Source organism: Glycomyces sp. NRRL B-16210 (genome assembly GCF_000719515.1).
Classification (GTDB): domain Bacteria; phylum Actinomycetota; class Actinomycetes; order Mycobacteriales; family Micromonosporaceae; genus Glycomyces.
Genome location: NZ_JOGR01000017.1, coordinates 38,944 through 62,097 on the forward strand (window position 1 = coordinate 38,944; position 23,154 = coordinate 62,097).

Annotated in this window: 21 protein-coding genes and 1 pseudogene; 7 read left to right on the forward strand and 15 right to left on the reverse strand. The window is 71.1% G+C overall.

Going from position 1 to position 23,154, the window contains the following annotated elements:
- Positions 1 to 43: 43 nt before the first annotated feature.
- Positions 44 to 1,396 (forward strand): NCS2 family permease, encoded by a 1,353-nt coding sequence (locus tag IF12_RS0121530; RefSeq protein WP_030162205.1) that lies wholly within the window; start codon positions 44 to 46, stop codon positions 1,394 to 1,396.
- A gap of 52 nt (positions 1,397 to 1,448) precedes the next feature.
- Here the strand turns inward: IF12_RS0121530 and IF12_RS0121535 are convergent, their stop codons facing one another.
- From IF12_RS0121535 to IF12_RS23470, 12 genes and pseudogenes are all read right to left on the reverse strand, one after another.
- Positions 1,449 to 2,633: an ABC transporter permease gene (locus IF12_RS0121535; RefSeq protein ID WP_051704736.1), complete on the reverse strand. Its 1,185-nt coding sequence runs from the start codon at positions 2,631 to 2,633 to the stop codon at positions 1,449 to 1,451.
- Positions 2,630 to 3,499, reverse strand: coding sequence for an ABC transporter ATP-binding protein (locus IF12_RS0121540; RefSeq protein ID WP_030162209.1), 870 nt, complete (start codon positions 3,497 to 3,499; stop codon positions 2,630 to 2,632). The genes IF12_RS0121535 and IF12_RS0121540 overlap by 4 nt, the downstream gene beginning before the upstream one ends.
- A 388-nt stretch (positions 3,500 to 3,887) precedes the next feature.
- Complete coding sequence (locus IF12_RS0121545) at positions 3,888 to 5,438, reverse strand: PH domain-containing protein (RefSeq protein ID WP_081913832.1); 1,551 nt, start codon at positions 5,436 to 5,438, stop codon at positions 3,888 to 3,890.
- A complete protein-coding gene (locus IF12_RS0121550) occupies positions 5,435 to 5,932 on the reverse strand; it encodes a PH domain-containing protein (protein WP_030162213.1) in 498 nt (165 codons plus the stop codon). Before IF12_RS0121550 ends, IF12_RS0121545 begins: the two co-directional genes overlap by 4 nt.
- 377 nt (positions 5,933 to 6,309) lie before the next feature.
- A complete protein-coding gene (gene mgrA / locus IF12_RS0121555) occupies positions 6,310 to 7,302 on the reverse strand; it encodes an L-glyceraldehyde 3-phosphate reductase (RefSeq protein ID WP_030162215.1) in 993 nt (330 codons plus the stop codon).
- A 100-nt stretch (positions 7,303 to 7,402) separates the two neighbouring features.
- Entirely contained in the window at positions 7,403 to 8,089 is a 687-nt protein-coding gene (locus IF12_RS0121560) for a response regulator transcription factor (protein WP_030162216.1), read from the reverse strand.
- A 60-nt stretch (positions 8,090 to 8,149) separates the two neighbouring features.
- Complete coding sequence (locus tag IF12_RS0121565; RefSeq protein ID WP_197034829.1) at positions 8,150 to 9,340, reverse strand: cell wall metabolism sensor histidine kinase WalK; 1,191 nt, start codon at positions 9,338 to 9,340, stop codon at positions 8,150 to 8,152.
- A gap of 9 nt (positions 9,341 to 9,349) precedes the next feature.
- Complete coding sequence (locus IF12_RS0121570; RefSeq protein WP_081913833.1) at positions 9,350 to 10,183, reverse strand: phosphoglyceromutase; 834 nt, start codon at positions 10,181 to 10,183, stop codon at positions 9,350 to 9,352.
- Between the two features lie 103 nt (positions 10,184 to 10,286).
- Positions 10,287 to 11,336, reverse strand: a complete 1,050-nt coding sequence (locus tag IF12_RS0121575) for a hypothetical protein (RefSeq protein ID WP_030162222.1) — start codon at positions 11,334 to 11,336, stop codon at positions 10,287 to 10,289.
- A gap of 33 nt (positions 11,337 to 11,369) precedes the next feature.
- Positions 11,370 to 11,663 (reverse strand): hypothetical protein, encoded by a 294-nt coding sequence (locus IF12_RS0121580; RefSeq protein WP_030162224.1) that lies wholly within the window; start codon positions 11,661 to 11,663, stop codon positions 11,370 to 11,372.
- Complete coding sequence (locus tag IF12_RS0121585; protein ID WP_030162226.1) at positions 11,656 to 12,465, reverse strand: hypothetical protein; 810 nt, start codon at positions 12,463 to 12,465, stop codon at positions 11,656 to 11,658. Before IF12_RS0121585 ends, IF12_RS0121580 begins: the two co-directional genes overlap by 8 nt.
- A gap of 268 nt (positions 12,466 to 12,733) precedes the next feature.
- Positions 12,734 to 13,597, reverse strand: a pseudogene (locus IF12_RS23470) (GNAT family N-acetyltransferase).
- A gap of 109 nt (positions 13,598 to 13,706) precedes the next feature.
- Here IF12_RS23470 and IF12_RS0121595 point away from each other — a divergent pair.
- From IF12_RS0121595 to IF12_RS23475, 3 genes are all read left to right on the forward strand, one after another.
- Positions 13,707 to 14,534, forward strand: a complete 828-nt coding sequence (locus IF12_RS0121595) for an SHOCT domain-containing protein (protein WP_030162228.1) — start codon at positions 13,707 to 13,709, stop codon at positions 14,532 to 14,534.
- 236 nt (positions 14,535 to 14,770) lie between these two features.
- Positions 14,771 to 15,190 (forward strand): hypothetical protein, encoded by a 420-nt coding sequence (locus tag IF12_RS0121600; RefSeq protein ID WP_133884445.1) that lies wholly within the window; start codon positions 14,771 to 14,773, stop codon positions 15,188 to 15,190.
- Entirely contained in the window at positions 15,183 to 16,205 is a 1,023-nt protein-coding gene (locus IF12_RS23475; RefSeq protein WP_035749953.1) for a hypothetical protein, read from the forward strand. Before IF12_RS0121600 ends, IF12_RS23475 begins: the two co-directional genes overlap by 8 nt.
- Positions 16,206 to 16,239: 34 nt before the next feature.
- On the opposite strand, the gene IF12_RS0121610 is transcribed toward IF12_RS23475, so the two are convergent.
- The 3 genes from IF12_RS0121610 to mshA all read right to left on the reverse strand — a co-directional run bounded on the left by IF12_RS0121610 (position 16,240) and on the right by mshA (position 18,470).
- Positions 16,240 to 16,647 carry a VOC family protein gene (locus IF12_RS0121610; protein WP_030162231.1) on the reverse strand — a complete coding sequence of 136 codons (408 nt, stop codon included), beginning with the start codon at positions 16,645 to 16,647 and terminating at the stop codon, positions 16,240 to 16,242.
- Positions 16,648 to 16,758: 111 nt separating this feature from the next.
- Complete coding sequence (locus IF12_RS0121615) at positions 16,759 to 17,238, reverse strand: YbjN domain-containing protein (RefSeq protein WP_030162232.1); 480 nt, start codon at positions 17,236 to 17,238, stop codon at positions 16,759 to 16,761.
- Complete coding sequence (gene mshA / locus IF12_RS0121620) at positions 17,235 to 18,470, reverse strand: D-inositol-3-phosphate glycosyltransferase (protein ID WP_051704743.1); 1,236 nt, start codon at positions 18,468 to 18,470, stop codon at positions 17,235 to 17,237. The genes IF12_RS0121615 and mshA overlap by 4 nt, the downstream gene beginning before the upstream one ends.
- A gap of 361 nt (positions 18,471 to 18,831) precedes the next feature.
- On the opposite strand from mshA, the gene IF12_RS0121625 reads away from it, so the two are divergent.
- The 3 genes from IF12_RS0121625 to IF12_RS0121635 all read left to right on the forward strand — a co-directional run bounded on the left by IF12_RS0121625 (position 18,832) and on the right by IF12_RS0121635 (position 23,135).
- Positions 18,832 to 19,503 (forward strand): TetR/AcrR family transcriptional regulator, encoded by a 672-nt coding sequence (locus tag IF12_RS0121625; RefSeq protein ID WP_166659630.1) that lies wholly within the window; start codon positions 18,832 to 18,834, stop codon positions 19,501 to 19,503.
- Positions 19,504 to 19,806: 303 nt separating this feature from the next.
- The gene (tmk, locus tag IF12_RS0121630; protein WP_133884444.1) at positions 19,807 to 21,981 is read left to right on the forward strand and encodes a dTMP kinase; all 2,175 of its coding nucleotides are present in this window, start codon (positions 19,807 to 19,809) and stop codon (positions 21,979 to 21,981) included.
- Complete coding sequence (locus IF12_RS0121635; RefSeq protein ID WP_030162238.1) at positions 21,978 to 23,135, forward strand: DNA polymerase III subunit delta'; 1,158 nt, start codon at positions 21,978 to 21,980, stop codon at positions 23,133 to 23,135. The genes tmk and IF12_RS0121635 overlap by 4 nt, the downstream gene beginning before the upstream one ends.
- Positions 23,136 to 23,154 lie beyond the last annotated feature (19 nt).

A 23,154-nucleotide genomic window follows, 5' to 3' on the forward strand; every position in this document is an offset into this window, starting at 1 on the left:
TGAAGCCACACCCGCGTCCACCGATTCGCCCCGGCCCGGGCGCATCGACCAGTACTTCGGCATGACCGAGAACAAGACCAACTGGAAGCGCGAGATCCTCGCGGGGACGACCACGTTCCTCGCGATGGCCTACATCCTCGCGGTCAACCCGGGCATCCTCAGCTTCGGCCTTTCCGAGGCGCTCGACCCCACCGCCCCGCTCGCCGCGATCGCCGACGGCCGCGCCCCCGATCCCGGCGCGATCTTCACCGCCACCGCCCTCGCCTCGGCCCTCGGCTGCCTGATCATGGGCCTGTGGGCGAAGTACCCGATCGCCACCGCCCCCGGCATGGGCCTGAACGCGTTCTTCGCCTTCACCGTGGTCCTCACCCTCGGGATCCCGTGGCAGACCGCGCTGACCGGGACGCTCGTCTCGGGCATCCTGTTCTTCATCCTCGCCGTCACCGGCGCGCGCGAGTACATCATCAACGCCATCCCCGCGCAGTTGAAACTCGCGGTGGGGGCGGGCATCGGCCTCTTCATCGCCTTCATCGGCCTCAAGAACGCAGGCATCGTCGTCGGCTCCGAGGCCACCTTGGTCACGATCGGCGACTTCACCGACGGCACGGTCCTGCTCGCCGTCTTCGGCCTCGTCGTCACCGCGGTGTTCATGGTCATGGGCTGGAAGGGCGGCGTCTTCTACGGGATGCTCGCCACGCTGGGCCTCGGCATCGCCACCGGCGTCATCGACCTCGAGCTCGCCGAGGGCTTCACGCCGAACCTCGACGCGGCCGGCGCGGCCTTCACCGGCATCGAGGACGCCTTCACCGTCCACATGATCGCGGTCATCCTGACCATGCTGTTCGTGGACTTCTTCGACACGGCCGGGACGCTGTTCGCCGTCGCCGGGCAGGCCGGCCTGGTCAAGGACGACAAGCTCCCGCGCGCCGGGCGCGCCCTCGCCACCGACTCGATCGCGACCTCGGCGGGCGCGGTGCTCGGCACCTCGACCACCACCGCCTACATTGAGTCGACCGCGGGCGTCTCCGTCGGCGGCCGGACCGGCCTGACGGCGGTGACGACGGGTTTCTGGTTCCTCGTCTCGCTCGTGGCCTTCCCGGTGTTCGGCCTGGTCGCCAACAACCCGGCGGTGACCGCGCCCGCGCTCATCGTCGTCGGCGTGCTCATGGCCAAGGCCCTCGGCGAGATCGAATGGCCGAAGCTCGAATACGCGATCCCGGCGTTCCTCATCGTCGCCGCGATGCCGCTGACCTACTCGATCTCGAACGGCATCGCCCTCGGCCTGGTGTTCTTCCCGATCATGATGGCCGCCAAGGGCCGCTGGCGCGAGGTGCACCCCATCGCGTGGGTCCTCATGCTCGCCTCGATCGGCTACTTCATCTTCCTCACCGAATAGCCGAAGCACGAGAAAAGGCCCGGGAGCGATCCCGGGCCCTTTCCTTTCGCGCTTACGCCGCGCGGCGCAGCGCGTCAGTGAGCTTCAGGCGCGAGCCGGTGTAGAGCACGCTCCGCTTGTACAGCTGCGAGCCGAGCGCCAGCGCCCCGGCCGCCGAGGCCGCCAGGAGCGCCACGGACAGGCTGACCTGCCAGACCGGTACCTCGGCGATCGCCATGCGGGTGGGCATCGCGATGGCCGAGAACGGCGGGACGATCGACAGGACCTCCGCGAACGTGCTGGTGGGCGCGTTCAGCAGGAAGATCGCGCCGACGTAACTGAGCGACAGCGCCATGATGAGCGGGGTCAGGACCGACCCGGCCTCCTCCTGGCGGGAGACGAGCGAGCCGACGCCGCCGGCGAGGGCGCCGAAGAGCAGGAAGGCGATGAGCCACCAGCCGACCGCCGAGATCGCCGCGGAGGCGGTGCCCTCGGGCAGGTTGTCGAGCAGCCCGGTCGCGGAGGCGACGCCGAGGCCGACGGCGATCATGGCGACGAGGTTGACCAGGGAGATGACGCCGAGGCCGATGATCTTGCCGCCGAGGAGCTGCCAGGGCTTGAGGCTGGTCAGCAGGATCTCGACGATGCGGCTGGACTTCTCCTCGACCACGCCCATGGCGATGTACTGGACCGGGGTCATGAGCATCATGAACATGATGATCGAGATGATCAGGCCGGTGAAGTAGTCGAGCGCGGAGCCGATGCCGCTCGCCTCGTCGGAGACGACCTCCAGCGGCTGGACGGCGAGGGCCTCGCCGATCTGCGCGTCGGTGAGCCCGGCCTCGTTGAGGTTGGTCTGGACGCTCGCGGCCTGCCAGGCGGCGTCGAGCAGGGTCTGGAGCTCCTGGCCGACGCCTTCGCGGCTGAAGAGCACGCCGTCGGCGACGGAGGCTTCGAGTTCCTCGTCCTTGACGGCCTGCTCGGCTTCGGCGCGGCTGTCGTAGACGGTGACCTCGAAGCCGCCCATGGCGTCGAGCTGGGACTCCATCGCGGCGGCGTTCGCGCCGGCGAGGCCGATCTTCTCGTCGGAGTCGTCGCCGCCGATGAGGGTCGGCAGCGCGGCGAGGACGCCGACGATGACGACGGTGACGAGGAGGCTGATGAGGTTGGACTTGGCGAGGCCGCGGACGCGGATCTCGCGTCCGGCCACGAGCATGAGGCCTCTCAGGCGGGAGGTTTCCGCGTCTTGGTTCGTCATCGGGTCACGGCCTCTCGGAAGATCTCGGCGATGGTGGGCTGGTCGTAGGCGAAGTGGGTGACGCGCCCGGCGGCCGCGGCGATCCGCAGCACCTCCTGGTCGTCGGTGTCCTCGACGAGGTAGTCGTCGCCGTCGCGGGTCACGGTGCCGGGGAAGCGGCCGGTGAGGTCCTCGTCGGTCGCGACGGTCACGCGCAACTGCTTGACCTCCTTGGCCTTCAGCTCGGTGACGGTGCCGCCGGCGATGATCTTGCCGTTGCCGATGATGACCACGGAGTCGCAGAGGCGCTCGATGAGGTCGAGCTGATGGCTGGAGAAGAGGACGGGCGCTCCGGCGGCGGCGCGGTCGCGCAGGGCGGTGCCCATGACGTCCACCGCGATCGGGTCGAGACCGGAGAAGGGCTCGTCGAGGATGAGCACCTCGGGGTTGTGGACGAGCGAGACGGCGAGCTGGACGCGCTGCTGGTTGCCCAGCGAGAGGTCCTGGACGAAGTCGCCGGCGCGGTCGGTGAGGTTGAGCTGTTCGAGGAGGTCGGCGGCCGAGCGGCGCGCCGTGGCCTTGGCGAGGCCGTGGAGTTCGCCGAAGTAGGCGATCTGGTCGGCGGTCTTCATCTTCGGGTAGAGCCCCCGTTCGGAGGGCATGTAGCCGAATCGGCGCCGCTCCTCGACGCCGAGCGGCGCGCCGTCGTAGGAGATCTCGCCGGAGTCGGCGGCGAGAACGCCCATCGCGATGCGCATGGTGGTGGTCTTCCCGGCGCCGTTGGCGCCGACGAAGCCGACCACCTCGCCGGGGGAGGCGGTGAGCGACACGCCGTCGAGGGCCACGACGTCGCCGAACCGCTTGTGCAGGTCCTTGATTTCAAGCATGTGTTCACCCTAGTTGCGCGTGCGAGCGGGAGCTTCCGCCTTGGGGTGGATTCCGGCCCGGACCGTTTCCTTCCAGAGAAGGAATCACCTCTCCTGCCCGCGGGGGCCCCGGACAGTCTGCCGATTCGTCCTCTTCGGAGCGACACTAGCGCCTAATCTGGGCCTCCAGAACGGCGGGAGCGATGCGATGACACAGCCCAGCGAACCTGCGCCGACGTGCTCGATGCCGTGGCCGCGACCGTGCCGCCCTCCGACGAAGCCCGCCGCGAGGCCGCCGGTCTCGCCGCCGCCGGACCGCCCGCCGAAGACCTCGGGATCGACCAGCACGGCCGGACCAAGAGAGCGTCTCATCCGAGCCGACCGCCCGCCGAACCTCGAAGCGCTGCGGTCACCCCGCTGAGTCCTCCCGGATCAGGAAGGGGCGCAGCAGTTCGGGGACGGCCTCGTCGGCGAAGTCGAGGATCTCGTGCTCGTCGGCGTCGATCACCGCGTAGTGGCCCTTGCCCGCGGCGGTGGTCGCGCCGAGGGTCATCAATCCCATGCGCCGCTGGAACACCGACTGCCTGATGCGCCAGCCGATGATGCCCGAGCGGTCGAGGTGCACCGTCGCGCGGCGGACGCTCCCGCGGCGCGAGACGAGGTGGCCGCGGTCCCGGCCGTGGCCGAGGGACGCATACGCGTCGAAGGCCGTCCAGACCGCGAACGCCGAGCCGAGCACCGCCACGAGCACGACGCTCGCGCTCAGCAGCTCCGGAAGCGTCCACAATATATGGACGGTCACGGCGGCGATCGTCAAGAGCGCCACGGCGATCGCGGCCCAGCGCAGGCGCCGGGTCCTCGCGGCCCTCGGGTGCGGGGACAGCTCCGTCGCCATCGGCCCGATCACGGCCTCGGCCGCGTCCCTGGCGTAGCCGATCGGCACGGCGGGGACGAGGGTGCTCAGGTCGCTGCCGTCCTTGTCGGTCTTGAGCCCGATCGCGACCACGTCGAGGCGGCCCGCGCCCGCCGCGCGCACGCCGAGCGGCTCCACGACCTCGACGCCGCGGATGCGCTCCTCTTCGAGGCTGAGCGAGCGGGCGATCATGAGTCCCCGTCGGACCCGAAGGGTCCCACCGGGTTCGCGGTCGAGGCGGTGGTTCCACCACGCCTCGCCCTGGAGGGCGAGGCTGCCGACCGCGCCGAGGACGAGGAGCGCGAGGAGCCCCATGCCGAGCACGGCCCACGGCCCGTAGGCCTCGACCAGGTCGCCGACGATCCGCACCGGCAGGCCGCCGTCGCCGAACCACTCGGAGACCTGGAAGGCCGCGCCGACCGCGGCCCCGGCGAGCGCCGGGGTCAGGAACGACAGCGGCGCGTACCGCAGCCAGGCGGGCCGCCAGGTGGCGAGGCGCTGCTCGCCGTCCGATGCCTCGACTTCGTCGCGCCGCATCAGTTCGGCGCGGAGCCGGTCGGCCTCGGCCAGGGCCACCGAGTCGAGGGTGAGCGTCTGCGCGCTCGTCGAGCCCGAGCCGCTGCCGGTCTCGCCGGTGCCGACCTTGACCTTCGCGAGGCCGAAGTACCGCTCCAGCGGGTTGGAGCCGAGGTCGACCGAGCGGATGCGTTCGCGCGCGAGCGAGCGCCGCCGCTTGAACAGCAGGCCCGTGACCATTTCCACGCGCGAGTCGGTGACGCGGTACCTGGAGACGCGCAGGCGGATCGCTTCGAGGGCGACCACGAAGCCGACGAGGACCGCCGCGCCGGGGACGACGAAGGCGAGCGCGACGGGCCAGGACGACTCGGAGGCGATGCCGCCGGCGACGGGCACGCCCACCAGGACGAACACGCCCACCATGAGCAGCGCGGTGACCTTGAGCCCGTCGGGGTGCAGGCGCAGCCACGGCGTCGCGTCCGGCGACTCGGGGTTCGCCGCTTCGGCTTCGGGGTTCGGTTCCTCGCTCATGTCGCGTCCCCGGGGGTCGCGTCGGTCAGCTCGGTCAGGCGCGCGGCCAGTTCGGTGGCCCGCTCCTGGTCGAGGCCCTTGAGCTCCACCGCGCCTGCCGAAGACGCGGTCGTGACGACCACGGTGGAGAGTCCGAAGGCGCGCTGGATCGGGCCCTGCGTAGTGTCGACGGTCTGGATGCGCGACATGGGGGCGACGCGCCAGGTCCGCCAGAAGTAGCCGGTGAGGGTGTACACGGCGGTGTCGGTGACCTCCCAGCGGTGCACGCGGAACCACCACACCGGCAGCGCGAGGCTGGTGGCGAGTCCGAGGAGGGCGACGATCGCGGCGGGGCCGAGCAGCCACGGCCGCGCGGGGGCGATGAGGAATCCGAGCAGGGTCAGGGGGACCACGGGCACGGCGAAGGCGATGGCGAGTTGTGTGCGCCACCAGGGCAGGACGCGGCGGTCGAACCGGTGCTGCGGCGGGCGGAGGGCGGTCGGGCGAGCGGTCATGACCGAATCGTAGTGATCCGAGCGGGCCCGGTCTTCCGCCCGGAGTAGGAATTCGGCCGGGGCCGGGTCGTACCCAGGTAGGGTCCGCGGCCTTCGGCCGCCGTGGCGAGTGCCGCACTGCCGCGGGACCGGTCGCCGTGGGACGCGCACTGGTGCCGCCGGATTCTGGGCGCCACCGGACTCCGCGCGCCGGTATGAGACCGGCGCCGGCGGCTCGCCTCCCGGCGGGCACTGCTGCGGGACGCGCCTCGGTGCCGCCGGATACCGGCTGCCACCGCACTCCGCGCGCCGGTGCGAGACCGGCGCCGGCGGCTCGCCTCCCGGCGTTGCCGGAACTCGGCTGCCGCAACGGCCACGGCCGTTGCGGCAGCCGGGGCTCAGCCGATGGCGTGCTCGTCGATCGCGGCGAGCTCCTCGTCGGTGAAGTCGAGGTTCGCGATGGCGCTGACGTTGTCCTCGAGCTGCGCGACGCTGCTGGCGCCGATGATGACGCTGGTCATGCGCTCGTCGCGCAGCGCCCAGGCGAGTGCGGTCTGCGCGAGCGACTGGCCGCGCGCCGAGGCGATGGCGTTGAGCGCGCGCACGCGGCCCATCTTCTCCTCGTCGAGCGCGTCCTCGTTGAGGAAGACGCTGGTGCGCACGCGCGAGTCCTCGGGGATGCCCCCGAGGTACCGGTCGGTGAGCAGGCCCTGCGCGAGCGGGCTGAAGACGATGCAGCCGGCGCCCGCCTCCTCGAGGGCGTCGAGGAGGCCGTCCCGCTCGGTCCAGCGGTTGAACATCGAGTACGAGGGCTGGTTGATCAGCAGCGGCGTGCCGAGGTCCGCCAGGATCGCCGCGGCGGCCTTGACCTGCTCGGAAGTGTAGTTCGAGACGCCCACGTACAGGGCCTTGCCCGAGCGCACGATCGCGTCGAGGGCGCCCATGGTCTCCTCCAGCGGCGTGTCCGGGTCGGGCCGGTGGTGGTAGAAGATGTCCACGTAGTCCAGGCCCATGCGCTGGAGCGACTGGTCGAGCGAGGACACCAGGTATTTGCGCGAGCCCCATTCGCCGTACGGGCCGGGCCACATGTAGTACCCGGCCTTGGAGGAGACGACGATCTCGTCGCGGTAGGGCCGCAGGTCCTCGGCGAGGACGCGGCCGAAGTTCTCCTCGGCGCTCCCGGCCGGCGGCCCGTAGTTGTTGGCGAGGTCGAAGTGGGTGACGCCGAGGTCGAAGGCGCGGCGCAGGATCGCCCGCTGCGTCTCCAGGGGCCTGCTGTGGCCGAAGTTGTGCCACAGGCCCAGGGAGATCGCGGGCAGGCGCAGCCCGCTGCGTCCCGATCGGCGGTAGGGCATGGTCTCGTAGCGGTCGTCCGCGGGAAGGTAACTCACGGAAGCAGCCTATCCGGCCGGCCGCACACCGAACGGCAAACGCCTTCCCTCGGTCTGCTCCGGCTCAGCCGGAGGTGAACGCGAGGTGAAGGCGCGCGGTTCAGGCGTGGGGGTCGAACTTGTAGCCGAGGCCGCGCACGGTGACGAGGTGGCGCGGCTTGCCCGGCTCGGGCTCGATCTTGGAGCGCAGGCGCTTGACGTGCACGTCGAGGGTCTTGGTGTCCCCGACGTAGTTCGCGCCCCAGACGCGGTCGATGAGCTGGCCGCGGGTGAGGACCCGTCCGGCGTTGCGCAGCAGCATCTCCAGCAGCTCGAACTCCTTGAGCGGCAGCTGCACGTCCTGGCCGCCCACGGTCACCGTGTGCCGGTCGACGTCCATGCGGACCGGCCCGGCCTCCAGGACCGTGACGATCGGGTCGTCCGGCTCGGCCGAGCGGCGCAGGACCGCGCGGATGCGCGCCACCAGCTCGCGGGAGGAGTACGGCTTGGTGATGTAGTCGTCGGCGCCCAGTTCGAGCCCCACGACCTTGTCCACCTCCGAGTCGCGCGCGGTGACCATGATGATCGGGACGTTCGAGTTCGCCCGCAGCTCGCGGCAGACCTCGGTGCCCGACTTCTCCGGCAGCATCAGGTCGAGCAGGACCACGTCGGCCCCGGCGCGCTCGTACTCCTTGATGGCGGCGTCGCCGTCCGCGGCGACGGCCACCTCGAAGCCCTCCTTGCGGAGCATGTAGGAGAGGGCATCGGAGAACGATTCCTCGTCTTCAACTACGAGCACGCGGGTCACGAGCGAACCTTTCTGAACAAACGGCTTCCTGCTGGTTCCGATTTGATCCGAGCCCGGTGCCTAGGCGTCGGACGGAAGGGAACGGGCAGGCAACATCAAGGTAAACACTGATCCAGCTTCGGGCATACTGGACACTTCGACCCTACCCCCGTGATTGACCGCGACGTGCTTGACGATCGCCAGGCCGAGCCCGGTTCCCCCGGTCGCCCGCGACCGCGCCGAGTCCACCCGGTAGAACCGCTCGAAGATCCGGTCCAGCTCCTCGGCCGGGATGCCGATGCCCTGGTCGTGAACGGCGATGCACACCATCCGCGCCCCCGCCAGGTGCCCGGTGGGCGAGCGCACCGAGGTCGACACCTCGATCGTGGTGTTCTCGGGTGAATAGGAGATGGCGTTGCCGACCAGGTTCTTCACCGCGGTCACCAGCTGCGGCTCGGACCCGAGCACCTCGGCGCCGGTCAGCCCCGAGTGCTTCAGCTCGATGTCCTTCTCCTCGGCGGCGATGCGCGTCTGGTCGAACGCCTCGGCCACGATCCGGTCCACCTCCACCGGCTCGGGGTCGGGCAACTTCTCCGCCCCCTGGAGCCGAGACAGCTCCAACAGGTCGTTGACCAGGTGATTCATGCGCTTGGACTCGGACTGGATGCGGGCGGCGAACCGCGCCGACGCGTCCGGGTCCTCCGAGGCGTCCTTGAGCGCCTCGGCGAGGATCTGCATCGCCCCGACCGGGGTCTTCAGCTCGTGGCTGATGTTCGCCACGAAGTCGCGGCGGACGCGCTCCAGGCGGTGCAGCTCGGAGATGTCCTGGAACTCGGCCACCGACACGCCCTCGGGCAGGGGCGTGATGCGGACGCTCACGGCGCTCGGCTCGCCCATGGCGCGGCCGGGGACCTCGATCTCGGCGTCCCGGTACCGGCCCGAGCGCCGCGCCTGGGCCAGCAGCGCCCGCAGCGTCAGCGACACTATCTCGTGGTCGTCCACCAGGCCCAGGTCGCGGGCGACCCGGTTGGCGTAGAGGACGCGGTTGTGGTCGTCGACCAGGCACACGCCGGTGCGGAGCAGATTGGTCGCCGCCTCCCACGGGCGGGAGTCGGCGACGGGGACGGCGCGCGGCTCGGTGCGGGCGCCGCCGCGGTTCCTGACGCGCATGAGGGCGGTCGCAGCGGCGCCGAACGCGGCTCCCGCCGCGACGCCGGTGAGGAGGCGGCCGACGCCTTTGCGCAGGCTCTTGGGCTGATGATTGTGGGCCACGACCCCAGCCTAGGGGCGAAACGGCCCGGCGTCGAACGCCGGGCCGCATCGAACGTCACACCGCGTTAACGCGAAGTGAACATCCGCGCCTAACTTCTTCCCCTGGGCCGCCACGGCCGCGGCGGCCTCGGCCGCCGCCTCGGGGTCGAGGTACTCGCCGCCGGCGACCACCGGCTTGAGGGTCGCCTCGTCCAGCTCGTAGCGCAGCGGCATCCCGGTGGGGATGTTCAAGCCCACGATCGCCTCGTCGCCGACCCCGTCGAGGTGCTTCACGAGCGCCCGCAGCGAATTGCCGTGCGCGGCCACGAGCACGGTCTTGCCGCCCTTGAGGTCGGGGACGATCCCGTCGTACCAGTACGGGAGCATCCGCTCCAGGACGTCCTTGAGGCACTCGGTCGCCGGAAGGATCTCGGGGGCGAGGTCGCCGTAGCGGGCGTCGCCGTCCTGGGCGTACTCGGAGCCGGCCTCGATGGCCGGCGGCGGCACGTCGTACGAGCGGCGCCAGGTCATGAACTGCTCCTCGCCGAACTCGGCGAGCGTCGCGGCCTTGTCCTTGCCCTGGAGGGCCCCGTAGTGGCGCTCGTTCAGGCGCCAGGAGCGCTTGACCGGGATCCAGGAGCGGCCGGCCTCGGCCAGCGCCAGCTCGGAGGTGTTGACGGCGCGGCGCAGCAGCGAGGTGTGCACGACGTCCGGGAGCAGGTCGGCCTCGGCGAGCAGGCGCCCGCCGCGGCGGGCCTCGTCCTCGCCCGAGGCCGACAGCTTCACGTCGACCCACCCGGTGAACAGGTTCTTGGCATTCCATTCGCTTTCGCCGTGGCGAAGCAGCACGAGAGTGTAGGTCATGCCCCTTATCCTGCCTGCCCGATGGCTGGGACGCGTCCCGGTCGGCGGAGGTGTGTGGCGGGCGTCGCCCCTCGGCCGGGCCGCCCGCGGCCGACGAGGGCGCTCATCCGCCGCCCTCCTCGCCGTCGGCCGTCTCGTCCTGGAGCGACCACGACGGCGCGGCGTCGCCGCCGCCGCGCGCCTTGTCCTCGAAGTTGTTGGGGATGAAGTCCAGGCCCATGACGTCGATGCCGGCGTCGGTCATCGCGTTGGGGCCGTCGGGGTTGACGTCCCCGGCGGCGTTGTTGCCGATGTTGTACACGCCCTGCACGCCCACGAAGCCCTGCATGAACGGGTTGGCCTTCGCCACGGTGTCGTTGAGGCCCTTGGAGATCTTGTCGAGGTGGAGCCCGTCGGCCCCTTTGCGGCCCGGGGCCATGAGGTTGCGCAGCGCGAGCTGCGAGAGCCCCTGGAGCATGCTGAACCCGGTGGAGCCCAACGTGTTGACGGGATTGATGAAGTTGCCCTGGGAGGCCATCGCGATCCACGAGGTGGTCATGTTCCCCCCGATGAAGGCGGCGAGGGTCTTCGCCGCGACCCCGATCGCGTTGTCCAGAGCGGTCAACGCCGTCAGAGAACTCGCGGCCGTGGTCGTCGCCGCCAACCGGACGTTCTCGGCCACGATGGCCGAGATCGGGTTGGGGATCGCCCGGATCGTCAGGTAGGCCACGCCGAACGCCATCAGCGAGGTGGCGACGGCCAGCATGAGCGGGACCATGACCGCGAGCATCGTCCCCATGATGAACAGCGAGATGCCGATCTGCATGGCGAAGGCGCCGATGACCTGCAACTGCACGGCCACCTTGTCGGCCTTGCCGTCGAAGGCGTCGCGGTCGTCGCCGGTCCAGGCGTCGCCGTCCACGGCGCCGGTCTTCTCCTTGAGCTTGTCGCTCGCGGCGAGGTACTTCTCGGCGACCTGGAGCCAGGTCGCGGCCACGATCATGAGCTGGCCGGGGTTGCACTGGTTCATGTAGATCAGGCGCGAGAGCGCGGTGCAGGGACCGGAGAAGACGAACGCCGGCAACGTGATCTGGGCCGCGGCGAGCGGGGCCATATAGGAGCTGGCCTGCTCCAGGCCGCTGAACTGGTTGGGATCGGGGGCGGTGTACGCCATCTGTCGTGCTCCTTCAGGACTCGTTCGAGGGCGTCACTTGAAGTCGTTCGCGGTGGCGTCGTCGGCGTCGGCCCAGGACTCGGCGGTCGCCGTCAGGTCCTGGTTGAGGCCTTGGAAGCACTCGGCCGCGCCGCGGATCATCTCGAACATGTAGCTGGTGGCGCCGGTGTAGGCGAGCGCCAGTGAATAGTGGACGGTGGTGTAGAGGGTCTGGTCGAGCGAGCGCAGGGTGGGGAGCAGCTCGTTGGCCTCCTCCAGCAGCGGCACGATCTCGGTCTCGATCTCGTCGCCGAGCTGGTCGATCCGGGCGGTCTCGATGTTAGGCACGGAACCCTCCTTCGTTGAAGCGCCGTTCGAGTTCCTCGCGCTGGCGGTCGATGTGCTCGATGTCCTCGATCGCCTGGTCGCCCCGGGCGCGGTTCTCGTCGGCGATGAGACCGATGTCGTCGGGGCCCAAGGGGATGCCGAGGTCGGTGAAGTAGCCGTTCTGCTTTCCCGCGAGGTCGGCGGCCGCGGCCGCGGCGGTCTCGGTGAGTTCGACGCCGAGCGCTTTGGGCCCGATCTCGCTGGCGCGCTTGCTGAGCCACACCGAGACGATGGGTTGGTCCAACGTGGACTCGATCGTCACCGTGCGGGCCTCGTTGGTGGCCTTGCCGACCGGCGGCTCGACCTCGTCCTTGCCGCCGCCGCCCGGAGGCGCGGTGTTGAAGCGCTCCAGGAGCTTGATCGAGGCTTCGATGGTCTCCATGACGGCGGGGTGGAGTTCGAGCTTGGTCGGCCCGGTGAAGCCCTCTTGCGGTGCGGGGCGGTCCTCGGCGGGGGAGAACGCGGAGCGGCGCCGCTCCAAGGCGGTGGCGAGATCGTGCTGCTGGAGGTCGTCGCGCAGGCCGGTGAGTTCGGCGATCGAGTCCTCGATCGACGGCGCCGCAGCGGGTTCGGGCGCTTCGGCCAGCGCCGCGTCGGTCGCGGCGATGGCGGTATGGGTGACGAGGTCGGCGAGGTCCTGGCTGAACATGCGTTCGGCCCCCGGTGACAGTTCGACCTTCGGCGGTGCCCCCAGGGTGACGGTCACGGTGACCCGGCCGCAGGCGCTGGTGAGTGAGCGCTCTCCGGGAGTGTTCTCGGACAACAGGTCTCCTGCGTGGATTGAAGGTTCAAGGGTTGCCCCATGGTACGCAGGGTTTTGCGAACTCCGTGTTAACGCGTCGGCCGATTCCGCCGCGCGCGGTGCCTCACGCGCCCGCCCCGGCACCGCCGGGAGCAGGCGCGATGTTAATCCGAGGCCACCGGAGGCGAACGTCCGTACGATGTGGAACCCCCGATCCCGGTCCTCGCTCAACGGGACCCGAGACCGGGGGAATCCAATCGTTATCAAACCTTCACCGAGCCTTTCGGCGTCAGGCGCCGCGGCTCAGGTCGCCGATCTCGGGAAGCGCCTGGTAGCCGGCCGACTTGTAGGCGGCGACGCCGCCGATGTTGGCGCTCGGGGTGCACACGATCGCGCTCGACGCACCCATCTCGCGGAGCACGGCCGCGGCGGCGAGGTTGACCGCCTTGCCGTGGCCGCGACCGCGGTGCTCGGCGTGCACACCCATCGGCTCCAGCAGGCCCGGCCTGCCGGGTCCGGCCGACCACACGGTCACCGTGCCCACGGCGGCGTCCTCGTCGTACGCGACCAGGCACCGGGCGTCGGCGTAGAGCGGCCCGGAGGCCATCGCGTGCCAGCGCTCGTCGGTGAAGGTCGAGCCCTTGAACGCCGAGCGCTGCACGGCGGTCCGGTCGGCGACCAGGTCGGGCCCGACCACTTCGATCCGGACCCCGGGGTCGTCCACCGGTGCGGCGAGGTCGCGGCGCAGCGGGGTGAACCGCTCGCCGGCGTTCCAACCGCGTTCGGACAGCAGGTCTTTGAACAGCGCGCCGTGCGGCGATTCGAGGTCCGCCTTCCCGGCGGGCAGGACGCCGCGGTCGGGGTCGGCGATGTCGTCGGCGAGCCGGAGCGCGAGCGCGGCGTCCTCGTACACGTCCGGCGCGAGGGTCATCCGCAGCAGTGCGGGGCCGTCGAGCAGCCCGACGGCGAGGATCCGGCCGTCGCGGGACCAGGTCCGGACCGCCGCGGCGGTCTGCTCGGCCCCGAAGCGCCAGAATCAGCCCAGGTCGCCCGGATGCAGTTGCATCGGCGCCGCATCGGACTGCCATTCCCGAAGCGCGTCCGCGGCTTCGCCCAGTCCGTCGACACTCGGTCGCCCCAATTCGATCGCCATGCACCCGATCACACACCACCGCACCGCCCGCTCGCAATCGATTTGTGCACGTTCCCTACGGCCGTTCAGCCGGTGGCGCGGGTTGGCGCGCTGCGGGCAGACTTGACCCGTGACCCCAGTTCCGCCGCGCCCTTCACCCCGGATCGCGCTCGGGCGCATCGCGCTCGCCCTGCCGCTCGCCTACGCGGCCTGGTCCCTGCTGCGCGAGGGCAACGCCGTCGCCCACACCATCGCCTGGGCCTGCGGCGCCGACGGGTGCAGCACCGACGACCCGAAGGTGTTCCTGTTCTTCGGCGGGGCCGCCGCCACCGTCGCGTTCTTCCTGGTCCTCATCTCGGTGCTGCGGCTCGTCGCCTTCGGGGCCGCCCTGGCCCTGGCGCCGCTCGCGGCGATCCAGGGCTGGCAAGACGCGATCGACTCCGGCCTGCCCGCGTCCGAGGTCGCGACCGAGTTCAAGGTCTGGGGCGCGGTGGCGGGCGCGGGCCTGCTGCTGGCCTTCGCCGGCCTCGTCTACGAACTGCGGGCGACCGCGACGCTGGAATCGCTCATCGGACGCGAGCGGGTCCCCGCCCATCTCGTCGACTACCAGGAGGGCGCCAAGCCCGGGATCGGCAGCGGCACACTGGTGTTCCGCGACAAGAGCGGCCACCGGCACCGCAGGCGCTTCCCGGCCGTCCCGCAGTCGTGGACGCGCCGGGCGCTGCTGGCGGTCTACCCGCCGCACGACCCGACCCGGGCGCGCATCGCCCTCACCTGGTACCGCCCGTTCAACGCCGCTGCCGCGAGGGCCGCCTTGGCGGAGCGGACCTTCGAGGACTCCGGCGCGCCCGAGGCCTCGGTGATCGGCGAGCTCGAACGGCTCGCGGCCCTGCGCCGCGAAGGCCTGCTCTCCGAAGAGGAGTTTCAGCGGGCGAAGCGCCGCCACCTCGGAACCTGAACCGCCGCAAGCCCGTCCGCGCCGCCGCGTCCGCACCTCGGAGTCAAGCCGCCATCACTGCGGGTATGCGATTGCGGCGCAAGGCGTTCCAGTTCCTGGGACTTTGTGCCACATCGGGTTTCGGTTCTTGTGGACCCGTGCCGACGTCGCTACCGTCGGGTATCAAGTGGTGCGCGGCCGCAGGCGCCAACCAGAACGACCGCGCACCGGAAACCGCATGTCAGAAAGGAGAACCCATGACACGTGGTATTCGGCCTACCCTAACCCGGGCGCTGCGCGGCATCGCCGCGGCCGCCGCCGTCGCGGCGCTCGTGCTCGGCGTCAACGTCGCCACTCCGTCGGCCGCCGGAGCCGGAGACGTCTGGTACACGATGACCTGCAAGGACTACTGGCAGGGCAAGACCAACCAGGTGGGCGACGACTACGGATACACCCAGCGCTACCGCCACTCGCAGAGCACCTGCTCCTCGCACTACGGGTGGCTGGACGTCCACTACGCCTCGTCCTCGGGCTCCGGCTCCACCGGCAAGTGGCAGTCGGACGGCCAGGCGAGCGTCAACGTCCCCGAGCAGTTGCGGCTGTACCGGGTCGGCGCCTACAAGTCATGGCATTCGGGCTGCGGCTCGGGCTGCCATGTCGAGTGGTCCTATGCCTGAGCGCGCAATCCCGGTCCGCCGCAAGGCGGGCCGGGCCCTGCTCGTCGCGGTCCTCGCGGCCGCGGCGGGCTGCGCGGAGGCGCCGGAGCCGATCGACCGGGCCGTCGCCGAGGCGGTGCTGCTGGAGAACCTGAACGCGGCCAACGAGGTCGAGCTCGCGCTGGAGCGCGTCTCCCGCCTGTGCCTGGAGGAACTCGGCTTCACGGTGCACCCCGCGGGCCTGGAGTATCCCGATGCCCCCGACCTGGAGCACCTGCTCGGCGCCGAGGTCTACTCCGCCCCGGACCCGTCGCTGCCGCCGCCGGAGATCTACGGCGTCGTCGTCGACAGCCCCTCGATCACGCTGGTGGTCATCGACGAGCACGACGAGGGCGCCTACACCGAGCCGAATCCGTTCAACTCCCAGACCGAGTCGGAGCGGGACGCCTACTTCACCGCGCTGTACGGTTCGTCCGAAATGGAGCCCGAGGTCGTGCAGCTTCCCGATCTGGGCCAGTCCGAGCGCGCGGGCGGCGGGTGCATGCGCGAGGCCGAGGACGCGATCTCGGGCGGCGCCTACCCCGACTACCTCAACCAGGCCGGGCTCGCGGGGGCGCGCGGCGGCACCAACTGGCAGAGCGACGAGCGCGTCCAGACCGCCCGTTTCGACTGGGCCGCATGCATGGACGCTCGCGGTTACGACTTCGAGTCGCCGCTGGCGCTGCGCGGCTCCCTATCGAACTTCGCCGGAGACCTCAAGGCGGAGTGGCAGATCCGGCAGGCCATCGGCCTGGAGGAAGCCGAGGCCGAACTGGCCGCGGCGGTGGTGGGGACCGCCGAGGACGACGCGGCCTGCCACGAGGAGTCGGGGCTCCAGGAGGCGCAGGAGACGGTCTTCTGGGAGTACCTCATCGCCTACGTGAGCGCCAACGAGACGGCGTTCTACGAGTTCCAGGAGCGGGCCGAGGCGATGACCGCGCAGGCCCAGGAGATCCTGGCCTCCGGGCGCCTGTTACCGCACCCGGAGAGCCGGTGACGGCGTCGGACGCGCCGCCACCGGATCGAACCGCCTAGCGTTCGGGCCAGGCCATCTCGGTGCCGGTCCAGACCACGCCCTTGTTGCGGCACAGGCAGAACGGGTGCCCGACCGGGTCGGTGTAGACGCGCCAGCCGTAGCCTTCGGACCCGATGAAGTCCTCCTGCAAGGTCGCGCCGAGGTCGACGATGCGGCGCTGCTCGGCCTCGATGTCGTCCACCTCGAAGTCGAGGTGGAACTGCTTGGGGTGCTCGCCGCCGGGCCAGGTCGGGCGGCGGTACTCGTCCACCCGCTGGAAGGCCAGTTCGATCTCGCCGTACTGGATGCCGGCCCAGTCCTCGGTGCTCGTGGCGAGGACCTCCCTGCCGGTCACCGCCGAGTAGAAGGCCGCCAGCGCCATCGTGTCGGGGCAGTCGATGATGAAATCGGTGAGTTTCAGCATCAGGCGATCTTGCCACAGAGCGATGCGCGAACGGCACCGGTTTGCGAGGCGCGAACACCGGTGCCTTATCGCTCAGGACGCCGAGTTATCGGTCCACAATAGTCTTAATGGCTATTCGTCACGGGGCCTGAGGTGTTCGAACGCTTCGAGGTTCTTCGTCGACTCGCCGCGGGCGAGGCGCCAGCGCCATTCGTCCTCAATGGAGGATTTGAAGCCGAGTTCGAGGATCACGTTGAAGGTATCGTCGGCCGCTTCGAGGACCTGTCCCAGGACGCGGTCGAGCTCCTCGGCGGTGATCGCGCCGAGCGGCAGGCGCCCGACGAGGTGGATGTCCTCGGACTCGTCGGTCGCGAAGGCCACGGCGTAGAGCTTCCCGTTGCGGCGCAGGAGGTCCGCCCACACCGCTTCGTGGTGCTCCTCGGGCCGGCGGGCCACGAAGGCCTCGACGCGGAGCGCGTGGTCCTCGACGACGAGGCCGCAGGCGATGTTGAGCTTGCGCTGCCCGGGCAGGGACACGACGACCGACCTGGGCCCGTCGACCCGGTGGTCGACGCCGATCTCCTCGAGCGCCGCGATGAGTGCTTCGATCACCTGTTGAGCGTAATCGCTCGCGAGCGCATGAGGAGGGCGCGCCGGTAGGCGTTGCCGAGTCCCTCGGCGGTCGCCTGCCACGAGAACAGGGCCGCGTGGGCGCGGGCCCCGGCGGCGAGGCGTTCGCGCAGGGCCGCGTCGCCCATGACGCGACCGAGCGCCGCGGCCCAGTCCTCGGCCGAGTGGGAGTCGACCAGGAGCCCCGAGACGCCGTCGGCCACGGCCGTGGGCAGTCCGCCGACCTTCGCGGCGATGACCGGGGTGCCCGCGGCCTGCGCTTCGAGGGCGACCAGGCCGAACGACTCGTTGTAGCTGGGCACGGCCACCGCGTCGGCCGCGCGGTAGACCTGCGCGAGCGCCTCGCCCGAGCGCGGGGTGCGCCACTGGACCCGGTCGCCCAGGCCCAGGTCCCCGGCGAGCTTCGGCAGCCAGTAAAGGTCGGTGTTCGAGGGGCCGCCCACGAGCACCGGGACGATCCGCTCGGCCAGCGCCGGGTCGGTCTCGCGCAGCCGCGCCAGGCCCCGCAGCAGCACGTCGGGGGCCTTGGCCGGCTGGATGCGCCCGACGAAGGCGACCACGAGGGCGTCGGCGGGCAGCCCCAGGGCCTCGCGGGCCAGGCGGCGGTCGCCGGGCCGGAATACCCCGAGGTCGACGCCGGGGTGGATGACCTCGACGCGCCGGGTGTCGGCGTTGTAGTACCGCTGGAGCTCGCCCGCCTCGGCGGCGGTGTTGGCGATGAGGAGGTCGGCCTCGGTGGTGATCTGCTCCTCGCCGACGACCCTGCCGATCGGCTCGGGCGAGTCGCCGTCGGCGAGCCGGTCGTTCTTGACCTTCGCGAGGGTGTGGAAGGTCTGCACCAGCGGCACCCCCCAGCGTTCGGAGGCGACCCACGCGGCCTGGCCCGAGAGCCAGTAGTGGGCGTGGATGAGGTCGTAGTGGCCGGCCGGGTTGTGCGCCTCGGCGCGCAGGAGGCCGCCGGTGAAGGCGCACAGCTGCGTCGGCAGGTCGTTCTTGGAGAGGCCCTCGAAGGGCCCGGCGGGCAGGTGGTGGACGAGGACGCCGGGCGCGGCCTCGGTCGTCGGGGGCTCCTCGGAGCTGGTCGCGCGGGTGAAGATCTCGACCTCGACGCCGGAGCGGGCGAGTTCGCGGGCGGTGTTGAGCACGTACACGTTCATGCCCCCGGCGTCGCCCGTGCCGGGCTGGGCGAGCGGGGAGGTGTGGACCGAGACCATCGCGACGCGGTGGACGGCCTGCTTGCGGCATCGGGCCCGGAAGGCCGGTGTGCGCCGTGCGTTCACGTGTACGTCCTCTCTCCCGCGCTGCCGGAGGTCACCTGGAGCAACGCGCAAAACCCTCGCAATCTTTCCGTGTCCTGCGGTTAACGCACAACCGCCGTCGCCTCCAGAGTGACCAACTCCGCATTCCGTCAAGCCGATAGGCGACATGGAGTTTCCCGGCCCGGCCCCGAGGCGACGGACCACGCGTCCGGGTGAAGCCAGAAATTCCCTCGCGACACGGGCGGGAATGAGCCTCGAATCCGGGCAAGTCGTCCATGATGGGGAGACTTGTCATCACGAGGGGGGAGACAACACCATGAGCACTGCCACCGTGCCCGCCGCCAGGCAGCCCACGATGTCACCGGTGTCCAAGATCGGCGCCACGCACTCGCTGCGGCGCCTGCCCGTCCAGGAGCGCTCGGCCGCGCGCGTGCGCCGGATGCTCGACGCGGCCGCCGACCTGATCGAGGAGGTCGGCTACGACCGGCTCTCGACCACGGCCATCGCCCAGCGGGCCGACGTCGCCATCGGCTCGGTCTACCAGTTCTTCGGCGACAAGCGCTCGCTCGCCGAGGCGCTCAGCCAGCGCTACATCGACCTGTACTTCGAACGCCTGGCCGCCCGCTTCGACGCCGAACCCCCCGCCGACTGGCGGGCCGGCGTCGAGGCCGCGATCGGCGAGTACGTGCACATGTACCGCACCGCGCCCGGATTCCGTGTCCTCCACCTGGCCGACGCCATCGACCCGGGCCGGGCCGACGCCGTCACCACCGGCGGCGACGTCATCGCCGACCAGATCCTCGCAGGTCTCGCCCACCGCTTCGGCATCGGCGGCGACCCCGAGCTGAACAAGACCGTGACCGTCGCCGTCGAGACCGGGCAGGCCCTGGTCCGCCTGGCCTTCCGCCGCGACCCCGACGGCTGCGCCGCCTCGATCGCCGAGGCCAACAGCGTCGTCGGCGACTACCTCGCCCGACGCCTCACCTAGGGCGTGGTCGAGCGCCCCTGAGGCCGCAGTCCGGCCCGAACGCCCGCTCGCTCCGCCGTCGGGCCTTCGAATACGACACCGGCATCTACGACACCGGCATTCGAAGGCCCCACCGCGGCCCCGGCCACGCCGGCGAACCGAACAACGCGCGCGGCGAGCGAACAAACGGACCCGGCCACCGACCCGCCGGGGGTGCCCGACCATCCCCTGGACCACTAACCGACCGCGCCGGAACCGGGGCCGCGCCGGGCCGACTAGTCTCGTAGTCGACCCGGCGCGGTCTTTGACTTCTCGAGGAGCAGCATGGCGAACACCCTTGCCGACATCCAGACGGTGCTGCGGATCCGCCCGTTCAGAAGGCTGTGGACCGTCCTCGGTCTCGCCTCCTTCGGCGACTGGCTCGCGCTGTTCGCCACCGCGGGATTCGCGCAATCGCTGTTCGACGACCCCGCCGCCAAAGGCGCGGCGTTCTCGGCGACCATCGTGCTGCGCCTGCTGCCCTCCCTCGTCCTCGGCCCCGTCGCCGGCGTCTTCGCCGACCGCTTCGACCGGCGCAAGACCATGGCCGCCTGCGACACCGCCCGGTTCGCGCTCATCGCCTCGGTGCCCACCGTCTACCTCATCACCGACAACACCGCCATCACCGTCGCCTGGCTCGCCATCGCCCAGCTGTGCATCGAAGGGGCCGTCCTCATCTGGTCCCCGGCCAAGGAGGCGGCCGTCCCCAACCTCCTGCCGCCCGAGAAGTACGAGGCCGCCAACCAGCTCAGCCTCGCCACCACCTACGGCCTCGCCCCGCCCCTCGCGTTCGCCGTCCTCGCCGTCCTCGAACGCGGCTCCGGCGTCTGGGCCAACCTCGGCCCCTGGGCCGAACCGATGGTCATCGCCCTCTACCTCACCGCGGCCATGTTCGCCATCCTCGCCGTCACCGTCTACTTCTTCATCCCCCAGATCTCCGGGCGCTACGGCAAGATCGCGGCCAAGACCACCAGCGTCTGGCACGACTTCGTCGAAGGCTGGACCTACATGCGCGGCTCCGAACGCGTCCGCGGCCTCATCCTCGGCATGCTCGGCGCCTTCAGCGGCGCCGGCATCCTCATCGGCGTCGGCACCGTCTACGCCACCACCCTCGACGCCGGCGAAGCCGCGTTCTACCTCCTCGCCGTCTTCCTCTTCCTCGGCCTCGGCGCCGGCATCGCCTTCGGACCCAAACTCATCGGCGAACTCTCACGCCTGCGCTGGTTCGGCATGAGCATCGTCCTCGCCGGCGCCGGCCTCGCCGTCGACGCCGTCGCCCCCTGGCTGTGGGTCTCCCTCATCGGCTCGGTCATCATCGGCCTCGGCGCCGGCATGGCCTTCCTCGCCGGCATCACCCTCCTCCAACGCGAGACCGAAGACGAGATCCGCGGCCGCATGTTCGCCTTCATCGCCGTCTCCGCCCGCGTCATCCTCATGGTCGCCATGACCATCGCCGCACCCCTCGCCGGCTGGCACGCCGCCCGGCGGCTCAACCTCGGCTTCACCACCGTCGACTTCTCCATGAGCCGCGTCCTGCTCTTCGTCGCCGCCGCACTCGTCGTCTGGCTCGGCGTCACCGCCTTCAGGTCCATGGACGACAAACCCGGCGTGCCCGTCCTCGCCGACCTCTGGTCCTCCCTGCGCGGACGCCCCCTCACCGCCGCCGTCCCCATCACCAGCACCGGCTACTTCGTCGTCTTCGAAGGCGGCGAAGGCTCCGGCAAGTCCACCCAGTCGGTCAAACTCGCCGCCTGGCTCAAACTGCGCGGCTACGAGGCCGTCCTCACCAGGGAACCGGGCGCCACCGACATCGGCATGCGCATCCGCACCCTGCTCCTGGACTCCGGCGGCGACTCCGCCCCCGCCCCCCGCGCCGAAGCCCTCCTGTTCGCCGCCGACCGCGCCCAGCACGTCGACAAGGTCATCCGACCCGCCCTCGAACGCGGCGCCGTCGTCGTCTCCGACCGCTACATCGACTCCTCCATCGCCTACCAGGGCTCCGGCCGCGGCCTGGGCAAGGACGAGATCGCCTGGGTCTCCTCCTGGGCCACCGGCGGCCTCAAACCCGACCTCACCGTCCTGCTCGACGTCGACCCCGCCGCGGGCCTCCACCGCGCCAAGGCCGGCGGCGACGGCGACCGGCTCGAACAGGAAGAACTCGACTACCACGAGAAGGTCCGCGAGACCTTCCTCCAACTCGCCGCCGCCGACCCCCGCCGCTACCTCGTCATCCCCGCCGGCACCGCCGCCGACGACACCGCCGCCGCCGTCCGCGAAGCCGTCGCCGAACGCCTCGACATCCGCACCCAGACCACCCGCACCGAGACCGGCTGGCCCGGCCTCGACGGCGCCAACGGCAGCGACCGCGGGCCCGGACGCGGAAGCAACGGCAGCGGCCCCGACCACGCGTCCGAGGACACCGCCTGGAACACCGTCGCCGAGGAGGCCGCCAGGCCGTGAACACCTCCGACGTCTTCGCCGAACTCGTCGGCCAGGACGAGGCCCGACGCGTCCTCGCCGACGCCGCCCGCGGTGTCGGCATGACCCACGCCTGGCTGTTCACCGGCCCGCCCGGCTCCGGCCGCTCCACCGCCGCCGTCGCCTTCGCCGCCGCACTCCAATGCCCCGACCGCGGCTGCGGCGACTGCCACACCTGCCGCACCGTCCTCGGCGGCACCCACGCCGACGTCACCCGCGTCATCCCCGAAGGCCTCTCCCTCGGCGTCGACCAGGTCCGCGGCCTCATCCTCGAAGCCAGCCGCGCCCCCACCGCCGGGCGCTGGCAGATCCTCATCGTCGAAGACGCCGACCGCCTCACCGAGGCCGCCGCGAACGCCCTGCTCAAAGCCGTCGAGGAACCGCCCGAGCGGACCGTGTTCCTGCTGTGCGCGCCCTCGACGAACCCCGCCGAGATCTCGGTGACCATCCGCTCCCGCTGCCGCGTCATGGGCCTGCGCCAGCCGCCCGCAGGCGCCATCGCCGACCTCCTCGTGGCCCGCGACGGCCTCGACCGGCGCGAGGCCGAGCTTTACGCCGCCGCCGCCCAAGGCCACGTCGGCCGGGCGCGGCGCCTGGCGACCGACGCCGACGCGCGGTCCAAGCGCCACGACGTGCTCCAGATCCCGCGCCGCCTCACCGGACTCGGCGCGTGCTTCACCGCCGCGGTCGAGCTCATCGAGGCCGCCGAGGCCGAGGCGGCCGGCACCTACACCGACCGGTCGACCGCCGAACGCGAGGCGCTGGAGACCGCGCTCGGCAAGGGCGGCACCGGTAAAGGCGCCTCGAAGGCCGCGCGCGGCTCCGCTTCGATGCTCAAGGAGCTGGAGAAGCGCCAGAAGACGCGCGACACGCGGGCGCAGCGCGACTCGCTCGACCGCGCCCTGGTGGACCTCGCCGCGTTCTACCGCGACGCTCTGGCGGCGGGCTTCGGCGCCCGGGTGGACCCGGTGCACCCGGACATGGCCGAGACGACCAGGGCCGCCGCCGCGAAGCTCAGCGCCGAGTCCCTGCTGCGCCGCATCGACGCGATCCTGGAGTGCCGCAAGGCCATCGAGGCGAACGTGCGGCCGAGGATCGCGGTCGAGGCCATGATGACGCGCCTGTGGCAGTCCTGACCGGGGCGAATGTCGTACC

Bases quoted from the DNA above. Each gene is read 5' to 3' on its own strand.
- IF12_RS0121625 (WP_166659630.1), top strand. From the start codon at position 18,832: ATGAGCACTGCCACCGTGCCCGCCGCCAGGCAGCCCACGATGTCACCG.
- tmk (WP_133884444.1), top strand. From the start codon at position 19,807: ATGGCGAACACCCTTGCCGACATCCAGACGGTGCTGCGGATCCGCCCG.
- IF12_RS0121610 (WP_030162231.1), bottom strand. From the start codon at position 16,647: ATGCTGAAACTCACCGATTTCATCATCGACTGCCCCGACACGATGGCG.
- mshA (WP_051704743.1), bottom strand. From the start codon at position 18,470: ATGGTCTCGGTCCACACCTCCCCGCTCGCCCAGCCCGGCACGGGCGAC.
- IF12_RS0121535 (WP_051704736.1), bottom strand. From the start codon at position 2,633: ATGACGAACCAAGACGCGGAAACCTCCCGCCTGAGAGGCCTCATGCTC.
- IF12_RS0121570 (WP_081913833.1), bottom strand. From the start codon at position 10,183: ATGACCTACACTCTCGTGCTGCTTCGCCACGGCGAAAGCGAATGGAAT.
- IF12_RS0121600 (WP_133884445.1), top strand. From the start codon at position 14,771: ATGACACGTGGTATTCGGCCTACCCTAACCCGGGCGCTGCGCGGCATC.
- IF12_RS0121575 (WP_030162222.1), bottom strand. From the start codon at position 11,336: ATGGCGTACACCGCCCCCGATCCCAACCAGTTCAGCGGCCTGGAGCAG.
- IF12_RS0121545 (WP_081913832.1), bottom strand. From the start codon at position 5,438: ATGAGCGAGGAACCGAACCCCGAAGCCGAAGCGGCGAACCCCGAGTCG.
- IF12_RS0121550 (WP_030162213.1), bottom strand. From the start codon at position 5,932: ATGACCGCTCGCCCGACCGCCCTCCGCCCGCCGCAGCACCGGTTCGAC.
- IF12_RS0121540 (WP_030162209.1), bottom strand. From the start codon at position 3,499: ATGCTTGAAATCAAGGACCTGCACAAGCGGTTCGGCGACGTCGTGGCC.
- IF12_RS23475 (WP_035749953.1), top strand. From the start codon at position 15,183: ATGCCTGAGCGCGCAATCCCGGTCCGCCGCAAGGCGGGCCGGGCCCTG.